A 9,638-nucleotide genomic window follows, 5' to 3' on the forward strand; every position below is an offset into this window, starting at 1 on the left:
TCAGCCAACCCGCTGGGGTCGACTTACCTTGAACGTCCGAGAATCAGAGGAATCAAATGGCTCGTAAAACACCCATTGCTCGCTACCGTAATATCGGTATCAGTGCGCACATCGACGCCGGTAAGACTACCACTACCGAACGCGTTCTGTTCTACACCGGTGTAAACCACAAAATCGGTGAAGTACATGACGGCGCAGCAACCATGGACTGGATGGAGCAGGAACAGGAACGTGGTATTACCATCACTTCCGCTGCGACCACCTGTTACTGGTCTGGTATGGCCAAGCAGTTTGAACCACACCACATCAACATCATCGACACCCCAGGACACGTTGACTTCACCATCGAAGTTGAACGTTCTATGCGTGTGCTTGATGGCGCGGTAATGGTTTACTGTGCAGTTGGTGGCGTTCAGCCACAGTCTGAGACCGTATGGCGTCAGGCTAACAAATATAAAGTTCCACGCATTGCGTTCGTTAACAAAATGGACCGCATGGGTGCTAACTTCCTGAAAGTTGTTAACCAGATGGAAGTTCGTCTGGGCGCAACTCCAGTTCCTCTGCAGCTGGCTATCGGCGCAGAAGAGAAATTCACTGGTGTTGTTGACCTGGTGAAAATGAAAGCAATCAACTGGAACGACGCAGATCAGGGTGTAACCTTCGACTACGAAGATATTCCAGCTGATATGCAGGAACTGGCTGAAGAATGGCACGCGAAGCTGGTTGAAGCCGCTGCTGAAGGCTCTGATGAGCTGATGGAGAAATTCTTCGGTGGTGAAGAACTGACTGAAGAAGAGATCAAAACATCTCTGCGTAAGCGTGTTCTGAACAACGAAATTATCCTGGTAACCTGTGGTTCTGCATTTAAGAACAAAGGTGTTCAGGCGATGCTGGATGCAGTTGTTGAATATCTGCCAGCACCGACTGACGTTACCGCGATCAACGGTATGCTGGACGACGGTAAAGACACGCCGGCTGTTCGTCACTCTGATGACAACGAGCCGTTTGCTGCACTGGCGTTCAAAATCGCTACCGACCCGTTCGTGGGTAACTTAACCTTCTTCCGCGTTTACTCTGGTGTTGTTAACACAGGTGACACCGTGTTCAACCCGGTTAAGTCAAACCGTGAGCGTCTGGGCCGTATCGTTCAGATGCACGCTAACAAGCGTGAAGAGATTAAAGAAGTTCGTGCGGGCGATATCGCAGCTGCGATCGGCCTGAAAGATGTGACCACTGGTGACACCCTGTGTGACCCAGATAACGTCATCATCCTTGAGCGCATGGAGTTCCCGGAGCCGGTAATCTCTATCGCCGTTGAGCCAAAAACCAAAGCTGACCAGGAAAAAATGGGTCTGGCTCTGGGCCGTCTGGCAAAAGAAGACCCATCATTCCGCGTATGGACTGATGAAGAATCTAACCAGACCATCATCGCCGGTATGGGTGAATTGCACCTCGACATCATCGTTGACCGTATGAAGCGTGAGTTCAACGTTGAAGCAAACGTGGGTAAACCACAGGTTGCTTACCGTGAAGCGATTCGCACCAAAGTTACCGATGTTGAAGGTAAACATGCCAAGCAGTCTGGTGGTCGTGGCCAGTATGGTCATGTTGTTATCGACATGTACCCACTGGAGCCAGGTTCGAACCCGAAAGGCTACGAATTTGTCAACGACATCAAAGGTGGTGTGATTCCTGGTGAATACATCCCTGCGGTTGACAAAGGTATCCAGGAGCAGCTGAAATCAGGCCCTCTGGCTGGTTACCCGGTTGTGGATCTGGGCGTGCGTCTGCACTTCGGTTCTTACCACGATGTCGACTCCTCAGAACTGGCGTTTAAACTGGCCGCGTCTCTTGCCTTCAAACAAGGCTTTAAACAAGCGACACCTGTTCTGCTTGAACCTATCATGAAGGTTGAAGTTGAAACGCCAGAAGAGAACACGGGTGATGTCATCGGTGACCTTAGCCGTCGTCGTGGTATGCTCAAAGGGCAGGAATCTAACGCTACTGGCGTTCAGATTCACGCTGAAGTTCCGTTGTCTGAGATGTTCGGATACGCAACTCAGCTGCGTTCTCTGACCAAAGGTCGTGCTTCTTACTCCATGGAGTTCCTGAAGTATGACGATGCGCCAAACAACGTAGCGCAGGCCGTTATTGAAGCTCGTAGCAAATAAGCTACGGTTTAAATTTGAACTGATGCCTTCACCCAGATGGTGAAGGCACAACGTAAGGAATTATCGCCATGGCGAAAGAGCAATTTCAGCGTAACAAACTGCACGTAAACGTGGGCACCATCGGTCACGTCGACCACGGTAAAACCACCCTGACTGCAGCTATCACCACCGTACTGTCTAAAACTTACGGCGGCCAGGCGCGTGCATTCGATCAGATCGATAACGCACCAGAAGAGAAAGCACGTGGTATCACCATCAACACTTCACACGTTGAGTATGAAACCCCGACTCGTCACTACGCACACGTTGACTGCCCAGGCCACGCCGACTATGTGAAAAACATGATCACCGGTGCTGCGCAGATGGACGGCGCGATCCTGGTTGTTGCTGCGACTGATGGCCCAATGCCACAGACCCGTGAGCACATCCTGCTGGGTCGTCAGGTTGGCGTTCCTTACATCATCGTGTTCCTGAACAAGTGTGACATGGTTGATGATGAAGAGCTGCTGGAACTGGTTGAGATGGAAGTTCGTGACCTGCTGTCAGCTTATGACTTCCCAGGCGACGATACTCCAATCGTTCGTGGTTCTGCACTGAAAGCGCTGGAAGGCGAAGCTGAGTGGGAAGCGAAAATCATCGAACTGGCTGAGCATCTGGATAACTACATCCCAGAACCACAGCGTGCGATCGATATGCCGTTCCTGCTGCCAATCGAAGACGTATTCTCAATCTCTGGCCGTGGTACTGTTGTTACCGGTCGTGTTGAGCGCGGCATCGTTAAAGTCGGCGACGAAGTTGAAATCGTGGGTATCAAAGATACTGCGAAATCAACCTGTACCGGTGTTGAGATGTTCCGTAAGCTGCTGGACCAGGGTCAGGCAGGCGAAAACTGTGGTGTTCTGCTGCGCGGTATCAAGCGTGAAGACATCCAGCGTGGCCAGGTTCTGGCTAAGCCAGGCAGCATCAAGCCACACACCCAGTTCGAGTCAGAAGTTTACGTTCTGTCTAAAGACGAAGGTGGCCGCCATACTCCGTTCTTCAAAGGTTACCGTCCTCAGTTCTACTTCCGTACAACTGACGTAACTGGCTCAGTAGAGCTGCCAGAAGGCGTGGAAATGGTAATGCCAGGCGACAACATCAAAATGGTTGTTACCCTGATCCACCCAATCGCTATGGACGAAGGTCTGCGCTTCGCAATCCGCGAAGGCGGCCGTACCGTTGGCGCGGGTGTTGTTGCTAAAGTTATCGCTTAATTGTGATATCTGCTGTGGTCGTGTAAACGGCCACTGCAACAGAATAAAAGAGCACTTCGGTGCTCTTTTTTTTTGTCGGCCGAAAAGGCAAGGGTAAGTCCCCACAAAGGCTGGGTTTGAAATAAAAACGATTCGCATTTACACTGTGTACAGAAAATGTACCTGAGTGATGAGTCAATGTACGTCTGCCTGTGTAATGCCGTAAGTGATAAAACCCTTCGTGAAGTTGTACGCCGCTATCAGCCCAAATCTATCCAGCAGCTTCGTCAGCTTGTTCCGGTTGGCAAGCAGTGTGGTAAATGTATTCGCGCTGCGCGTGAAATCATGAACGAAGAGATGCAGCATGCCCCGCTGTATAAAGAGATTGCCTGAGCATCGGGCAATCTGTTCTCTGTGTGAATAACCACATTATTTGTCGCGTTTTTTTGACTTCTTTTTAACCGCATCTACGCTCTAATAAACCGGACGCGGAGGGTTAACAATGAAGGGCGACATAAAAGTTATCAGTCATCTCAATAAACTGCTTGGAAATGAGCTGGTTGCCATCAATCAGTACTTTTTGCATGCACGGATGTTCAAAAACTGGGGGCTGACACGCCTCAACGATGTCGAATACCACGAATCGATCGATGAGATGAAGCATGCCGACAAGTACATTGAACGCATTCTTTTTCTGGAAGGCATTCCCAACCTGCAGGATTTAGGCCGGCTTCGCATTGGTGAAGATGTTGAAGAGATGCTGGGTTCCGATCTTGCGCTGGAGCTGGAAGGGGCAAAAGATCTGCGTGAAGCGATCTCCTATGCAGACAAAGTTCATGACTACGTCAGTCGTGACATGATGATAGAAATCCTCGCCGATGAGGAACACCATATCGACTGGATCGAAACCGAACTTGAGCTTATCCGGAAAATGGGGATCCAGAACTATCTGCAGGCGCAGATCAAAGAAGAGTAAAGCGCGTCTGAAGCACAATCATCACCCAGCCCGCGATGGCCAGGAATGGGCCAAACGGCAGCGGGCTGTTACTTAACGCTTTAGATCCACGCCAATACCCAATCACCACACATCCCAGTGCCAGCGATGTCGCTCCCACGGCTATCCAGGGTAATGCCTGCCAGCCACAACAGCTACCCAGCGCCGCAAACAGCTTCATGTCGCCATATCCCAGCCCGTCACGCCTTCGATACAACCGATAGCCCCAGCCCAGCAGCCAAAGCGAGCAATAGCCTGCCAGGCCACCTGCAATCGCTGTCGCTTCAGATCCCGTCGTCATCGCATGGGTTAAACCCAGCCAGAGCAGCATAGCGTTGAGCGGGTCAGGCAGACAGAGATGCCGAAGGTCAATCGCGGCCAGTAACAGCAGCAGGCAAGAGCAGGCAATAATGAACAGGCAGTCCGTTATCTGCGTAAACGTATTGAGTGCCAGCAGGCAGAGCAGGGCGATTAGCATCTCTGTCATCAGGCTACACGGGCTAACAGGCTGACGGCAGAAGCGGCATCTACCCTTTAAGGCTGGCCAGCTTATCAGCGGTAAGCTGTCGCGCCACAGGAGCCGATGTTGGCAGCAGTCACACTGCGAGCCGGGTGAGCAGAGTGCGCCAAACCAGCGGGCAGGCGAGAAAGCGGGTGAGTAGCGATGAGAGGCCAGCGCGATAAAGCTGCCTAATGCACTGCCAGCGATAAGGGTAACGGCGTTAATCGCCATCAGAAGCGAGTTCATAGCGGTTCCTGAGTGGAATAAAAGGTCTGGCGGGACTCTGCGCGTAATCCGCTTGGCTGTCATGGCGCCGATCGCCTTATCGGGAAATGGCGCGCAGTAAAAGAGTGAAACAGAGACGAAGAGGAAGGTGCAGTGCGAGGCCGATCGAAAAACATCCGGCGATAATCCCAGGGAAAAGGGCAACACGGGTTGCTTCCTGAGCAGATTTACGTATAATGCGCGGGCCTGCAGATATTGCAGGCGCGATTCGAGCAGAATCGCAGACGGCAGAATTTTAGGCCGCCTGACAATACTCCCAATTGGGGAGTTATATGCTGAACGATTACACTCTCCCATCAATCGTAATGGGCTCGAGTAGTAATTTTTTTCGTCTATAAAAAGTTTGGAGCTCTGGTCTCATGCAGAACCAAAGAATCCGTATCCGTCTTAAAGCGTTTGATCATCGTCTGATCGATCAATCAACCGCGGAAATCGTTGAGACCGCCAAGCGCACTGGTGCGCAGGTTCGTGGTCCGATCCCGCTGCCAACCCGCAAAGAGCGCTTTACCGTTCTGATCTCTCCGCACGTTAACAAAGATGCGCGTGATCAGTACGAAATCCGCACTCACAAGCGTCTGGTAGACATCGTTGAGCCAACTGAAAAAACCGTTGATGCTCTGATGCGTCTGGATCTGGCTGCCGGTGTTGACGTGCAGATCAGCCTGGGTTAATCAGGTCATCGAGCGATTGAGAGGTTGAAACAATGATTGGTTTAGTCGGTAAAAAAGTGGGCATGACCCGCATCTTCACTGAAGATGGCGTTTCTATCCCCGTCACCGTAATCGAAGTTGAAGCGAACCGCGTAACTCAGGTCAAAGGCCTGGAAAACGATGGTTACCAGGCAATTCAGGTTACCACCGGTGCTAAAAAAGCAAACCGTGTGACCAAACCTGAAGCTGGTCATTTTGCTAAAGCTGGCGTTGAAGCTGGCCGTGGCCTGTGGGAATTCCGCACCGCTGAAGGTGAAGAATACTCTGTAGGTCAGAGCATCAGCGTTGAGATTTTCGCTGAAGTTAAAAAAGTTGACGTAACCGGTACCTCTAAAGGTAAAGGTTTCGCCGGTACCGTTAAGCGCTGGAACTTCCGTACCCAGGACGCGACTCACGGTAACTCCTTGTCTCACCGCGTTCCGGGTTCAATCGGTCAGAACCAGACTCCGGGCAAAGTGTTCAAAGGCAAGAAAATGGCAGGTCAGCTGGGTAATGAGCGCGTAACCGTTCAGAGTCTGGACGTAGTACGTGTTGACGCTGAGCGCAACCTGCTGCTGGTTAAAGGTGCAGTTCCCGGTGCAACCGGTAGCGACCTGATCGTTAAACCAGCTGTGAAGGCGTAAGGGGATAGCAATGGAATTAGTATTGAAAGACGCGCAGAGCGCGCTGACTGTTTCCGAAACTACCTTCGGTCGTGATTTCAACGAAGCGCTGGTTCACCAGGTTGTTGTTGCTTACGCATCTGGCGCCCGCCAGGGTACTCGTGCGCAGAAAACGCGTGCTGAAGTAACTGGTTCAGGCAAAAAGCCATGGCGTCAAAAAGGCACCGGCCGTGCGCGTGCAGGTTCTGTAAAGAGCCCAATCTGGCGTTCAGGTGGCGTGACCTTTGCTGCGAAGCCGCAGGACCACAGTCAAAAAGTTAACAAAAAGATGTACCGCGGCGCGCTGAAAAGCATCCTGTCCGAGCTGGTACGTCAAGATCGTCTGATCGTTGTCGAATCATTTGCTGTAGAAGCACCGAAAACCAAGCTGCTGGTACAGAAACTGAAAGACATGGCGCTGGAAGACGTGCTGATCATCACTGGCGAACTGGATGAGAATCTGTTCCTGGCTGCGCGTAACCTGTACAAGGTAGACGTGCGTGATGCATCAGGTATCGACCCAGTTAGCCTGATCGCCTTCGACAAAGTCGTTATGACTGCTGATGCAGTTAAGCAAGTTGAGGAGATGCTGGCATGATCCGTGAAGAACGTCTGCTGAAAGTACTGCGCGCGCCGCACGTATCTGAAAAAGCATCTAGCGCGATGGAAAAAACCAATACCATCGTTCTCAAAGTTGCTAATGACGCGACCAAAGCAGAGATCGTTGCTGCTGTTGAGAAACTGTTCGAAGTAGAAGTTAAAGACGTAAACACCCTGGTTGTTAAGGGTAAAGTTAAGCGTCACGGACAGCGTATCGGTCGTCGTAGCGACTGGAAAAAAGCTTACGTCACCCTGAAAGAAGGCCAGAATCTGGACTTCGCTGGCGGCGCTGAGTAAGTCGGAGGAGAAAGACAATGGCAGTTGTTAAATGTAAACCGACATCTCCGGGTCGTCGCCATGTAGTTAAAGTGGTAAACGCGGAGCTGCACAAGGGCAAACCATTTGCCCCGCTGGTAGAAAAAAACAGCAAATCCGGTGGCCGTAACAACAATGGTCGTATCACTACCCGTCACATCGGTGGTGGTCATAAGCAGGCTTACCGTCTGGTTGACTTCAAACGCAACAAAGATGGTATCCCGGCAGTTGTTGAACGTCTTGAGTACGATCCGAACCGCTCTGCGAACATCGCACTGGTTCTGTACAAAGACGGCGAGCGCCGTTATATCCTGGCCCCTAAAGGCCTGAAAGCCGGCGACCAGATCCAATCTGGCGTTGATGCTGCGATCAAAGCAGGTAACACTCTGCCGATGCGTAACATCCCGGTGGGTTCTACTGTGCATAACGTAGAAATGAAACCAGGCAAAGGCGGTCAGATTGCTCGCTCAGCCGGTGCTTACGTGCAGATCGTTGCGCGTGAAGGTTCTTACGTTACCCTGCGTCTGCGTTCTGGTGAAATGCGTAAAGTCGAATCTGACTGCCGCGCAACACTGGGCGAAGTCGGCAACGCTGAGCATATGCTGCGCGTTCTGGGTAAAGCTGGTGCAGCCCGTTGGCGTGGTGTTCGTCCGACCGTTCGTGGTACCGCGATGAACCCAGTTGATCACCCGCACGGTGGTGGTGAAGGTCGTAACTTTGGTAAGCACCCGGTTACTCCGTGGGGCGTTCAGACCAAAGGTAAGAAGACCCGTAGCAACAAGCGTACCGATAAGTTTATCGTACGTCGCCGTAGCAAATAATATTAGAGGATAAGCCATGCCACGTTCTCTCAAGAAAGGTCCTTTTATTGACCTGCACTTGCTGAAGAAGGTAGAGAAAGCGGTGGAAAGCGGTGACAAGAAGCCTTTGCGCACTTGGTCCCGTCGTTCAACGATCTTTCCTAACATGATCGGTTTGACCATCGCTGTCCATAATGGTCGTCAGCACGTTCCTGTCTTTGTTTCCGACGAAATGGTTGGTCACAAGCTGGGTGAATTCGCGCCGACACGTACTTATCGCGGTCACGCGGCTGATAAAAAAGCCAAGAAGAAATAAGTAGGAGGAAGAGATGGAAACTTTAGCTCAACATCGCCACGCTCGTTCTTCTGCTCAGAAGGTTCGCCTTGTTGCTGACCTGATTCGCGGTAAGAAAGTGTCGCAGGCACTGGACATTTTGACCTACACCAATAAGAAAGCGGCTGTACTGGTCAAAAAAGTTCTGGAATCTGCCATTGCTAACGCCGAACACAACGATGGCGCTGATATCGACGATCTGAAAATCACGAAAATTTTCGTTGATGAAGGTCCGACCATGAAACGCATTATGCCGCGTGCCAAAGGTCGTGCAGATCGCATCCTGAAGCGCACCAGCCACATTACTGTGGTTGTGTCCGATCGCTGAGACTCTGGAGACTAGCAATGGGTCAGAAAGTACATCCTAATGGTATTCGCCTGGGTATTGTAAAACCATGGAACTCTACCTGGTTTGCGAACACCAAAGAATTCGCTGACAACCTGGACAGCGACTTTAAAGTACGTCAGTTTTTGACTAAAGAACTGGCTAAAGCATCTGTCTCTCGTATCGTTATCGAGCGTCCAGCGAAGAGCATCCGTGTGACTATTCACACCGCTCGTCCGGGCATCGTTATCGGTAAGAAAGGCGAAGATGTAGAAAAACTGCGCACGGTCGTCGCGAATATCGCTGGCGTTCCTGCACAGATCAATATCGCCGAAGTCCGCAAGCCGGAACTGGACGCGAAACTGGTAGCTGACAGCATCACTTCACAGCTGGAGCGTCGTGTGATGTTCCGTCGTGCTATGAAGCGTGCGGTTCAGAACGCCATGCGTCTTGGCGCGAAGGGTATTAAAGTCGAAGTTAGCGGCCGTCTGGGTGGCGCCGAGATCGCACGTACCGAATGGTATCGTGAAGGTCGCGTGCCATTGCACACACTGCGTGCTGACATTGACTACAACACCTCTGAAGCGCACACCACTTATGGTGTAATTGGCGTTAAGGTATGGATCTTCAAAGGTGAGATCCTGGGTGGTATGGCTGCTGTTGAACAACCGGAACCGGCTGCTCAACCTAAAAAGCAGCAGCGTAAAGGCCGTAAGTAAGGAGAGTCGC

At 51.5% G+C, this 9,638-nt stretch carries 13 protein-coding genes; 12 read left to right on the top strand and 1 reads right to left on the bottom strand.

The window, feature by feature from the left end; translation table 11 throughout:
- The first annotated feature begins 56 nt into the window (after positions 1-56).
- The 4 genes from fusA (at position 57) to bfr (ending at position 4,379) form a co-directional block, all read left to right on the top strand.
- On the top strand, positions 57-2,171 hold the full coding sequence (gene fusA / locus LZU96_RS02480; protein WP_031376823.1) for an elongation factor G: 2,115 nt from the start codon (positions 57-59) through the stop codon (positions 2,169-2,171).
- 68 nt (positions 2,172-2,239) lie between these two features.
- A complete protein-coding gene (tuf, locus tag LZU96_RS02485) occupies positions 2,240-3,424 on the top strand; it encodes an elongation factor Tu (RefSeq protein WP_105099977.1) in 1,185 nt (394 codons plus the stop codon).
- A gap of 177 nt (positions 3,425-3,601) precedes the next feature.
- Complete coding sequence (gene bfd, locus LZU96_RS02490) at positions 3,602-3,796, top strand: bacterioferritin-associated ferredoxin (protein ID WP_094121651.1); 195 nt, start codon at positions 3,602-3,604, stop codon at positions 3,794-3,796.
- A gap of 109 nt (positions 3,797-3,905) precedes the next feature.
- Positions 3,906-4,379 carry a bacterioferritin gene (bfr, locus tag LZU96_RS02495; RefSeq protein WP_094121650.1) on the top strand — a complete coding sequence of 158 codons (474 nt, stop codon included), beginning with the start codon at positions 3,906-3,908 and terminating at the stop codon, positions 4,377-4,379.
- Here the strand turns inward: bfr and LZU96_RS02500 are convergent.
- Positions 4,366-5,145: a prepilin peptidase gene (locus tag LZU96_RS02500; protein WP_233986956.1), complete on the bottom strand. Its 780-nt coding sequence runs from the start codon at positions 5,143-5,145 to the stop codon at positions 4,366-4,368. The genes bfr and LZU96_RS02500 overlap by 14 nt on opposite strands.
- A gap of 398 nt (positions 5,146-5,543) precedes the next feature.
- Between LZU96_RS02500 and rpsJ the strand changes: the two genes are divergently transcribed.
- The 8 genes from rpsJ to rpsC are packed head-to-tail and all read left to right on the top strand — an operon-like array spanning position 5,544 to position 9,628.
- Positions 5,544-5,855 (top strand): 30S ribosomal protein S10, encoded by a 312-nt coding sequence (gene rpsJ / locus LZU96_RS02505; RefSeq protein ID WP_001181005.1) that lies wholly within the window; start codon positions 5,544-5,546, stop codon positions 5,853-5,855.
- A gap of 32 nt (positions 5,856-5,887) precedes the next feature.
- On the top strand, positions 5,888-6,517 hold the full coding sequence (gene rplC, locus LZU96_RS02510; protein ID WP_003850712.1) for a 50S ribosomal protein L3: 630 nt from the start codon (positions 5,888-5,890) through the stop codon (positions 6,515-6,517).
- Positions 6,518-6,527: 10 nt separating this feature from the next.
- Complete coding sequence (rplD, locus tag LZU96_RS02515; protein WP_003850711.1) at positions 6,528-7,133, top strand: 50S ribosomal protein L4; 606 nt, start codon at positions 6,528-6,530, stop codon at positions 7,131-7,133.
- Complete coding sequence (gene rplW, locus LZU96_RS02520; RefSeq protein ID WP_094121649.1) at positions 7,130-7,432, top strand: 50S ribosomal protein L23; 303 nt, start codon at positions 7,130-7,132, stop codon at positions 7,430-7,432. The genes rplD and rplW overlap by 4 nt, the downstream gene beginning before the upstream one ends.
- A gap of 17 nt (positions 7,433-7,449) precedes the next feature.
- The gene (gene rplB, locus LZU96_RS02525; RefSeq protein ID WP_094121648.1) at positions 7,450-8,271 is read left to right on the top strand and encodes a 50S ribosomal protein L2; all 822 of its coding nucleotides are present in this window, start codon (positions 7,450-7,452) and stop codon (positions 8,269-8,271) included.
- A 16-nt stretch (positions 8,272-8,287) separates the two neighbouring features.
- Positions 8,288-8,566, top strand: a complete 279-nt coding sequence (gene rpsS / locus LZU96_RS02530) for a 30S ribosomal protein S19 (RefSeq protein WP_001138115.1) — start codon at positions 8,288-8,290, stop codon at positions 8,564-8,566.
- Positions 8,567-8,579: 13 nt separating this feature from the next.
- A complete protein-coding gene (rplV, locus tag LZU96_RS02535; RefSeq protein ID WP_008927136.1) occupies positions 8,580-8,912 on the top strand; it encodes a 50S ribosomal protein L22 in 333 nt (110 codons plus the stop codon).
- Between the two features lie 17 nt (positions 8,913-8,929).
- A complete protein-coding gene (gene rpsC, locus LZU96_RS02540; protein WP_009087585.1) occupies positions 8,930-9,628 on the top strand; it encodes a 30S ribosomal protein S3 in 699 nt (232 codons plus the stop codon).
- Positions 9,629-9,638 lie beyond the last annotated feature (10 nt).

Source organism: Pantoea agglomerans, from assembly GCF_021397715.1.
Taxonomy (GTDB): Bacteria; Pseudomonadota; Gammaproteobacteria; order Enterobacterales; family Enterobacteriaceae; genus Pantoea; species Pantoea astica.

What these genes read in the sequence shown, in the direction of transcription:
- rplC (WP_003850712.1), top strand. Translation starts at nt 5,888, where the DNA reads ATGATTGGTTTAGTCGGTAAAAAAGTGGGCATGACCCGCATCTTCACT.
- rpsC (WP_009087585.1), top strand. Translation starts at nt 8,930, where the DNA reads ATGGGTCAGAAAGTACATCCTAATGGTATTCGCCTGGGTATTGTAAAA.
- tuf (WP_105099977.1), top strand. Translation starts at nt 2,240, where the DNA reads ATGGCGAAAGAGCAATTTCAGCGTAACAAACTGCACGTAAACGTGGGC.
- fusA (WP_031376823.1), top strand. Translation starts at nt 57, where the DNA reads ATGGCTCGTAAAACACCCATTGCTCGCTACCGTAATATCGGTATCAGT.
- bfd (WP_094121651.1), top strand. Translation starts at nt 3,602, where the DNA reads ATGTACGTCTGCCTGTGTAATGCCGTAAGTGATAAAACCCTTCGTGAA.
- bfr (WP_094121650.1), top strand. Translation starts at nt 3,906, where the DNA reads ATGAAGGGCGACATAAAAGTTATCAGTCATCTCAATAAACTGCTTGGA.
- LZU96_RS02500 (WP_233986956.1), bottom strand. Translation starts at nt 5,145, where the DNA reads ATGAACTCGCTTCTGATGGCGATTAACGCCGTTACCCTTATCGCTGGC.
- rplB (WP_094121648.1), top strand. Translation starts at nt 7,450, where the DNA reads ATGGCAGTTGTTAAATGTAAACCGACATCTCCGGGTCGTCGCCATGTA.
- rplD (WP_003850711.1), top strand. Translation starts at nt 6,528, where the DNA reads ATGGAATTAGTATTGAAAGACGCGCAGAGCGCGCTGACTGTTTCCGAA.
- rplW (WP_094121649.1), top strand. Translation starts at nt 7,130, where the DNA reads ATGATCCGTGAAGAACGTCTGCTGAAAGTACTGCGCGCGCCGCACGTA.
- rpsJ (WP_001181005.1), top strand. Translation starts at nt 5,544, where the DNA reads ATGCAGAACCAAAGAATCCGTATCCGTCTTAAAGCGTTTGATCATCGT.
- rpsS (WP_001138115.1), top strand. Translation starts at nt 8,288, where the DNA reads ATGCCACGTTCTCTCAAGAAAGGTCCTTTTATTGACCTGCACTTGCTG.
- rplV (WP_008927136.1), top strand. Translation starts at nt 8,580, where the DNA reads ATGGAAACTTTAGCTCAACATCGCCACGCTCGTTCTTCTGCTCAGAAG.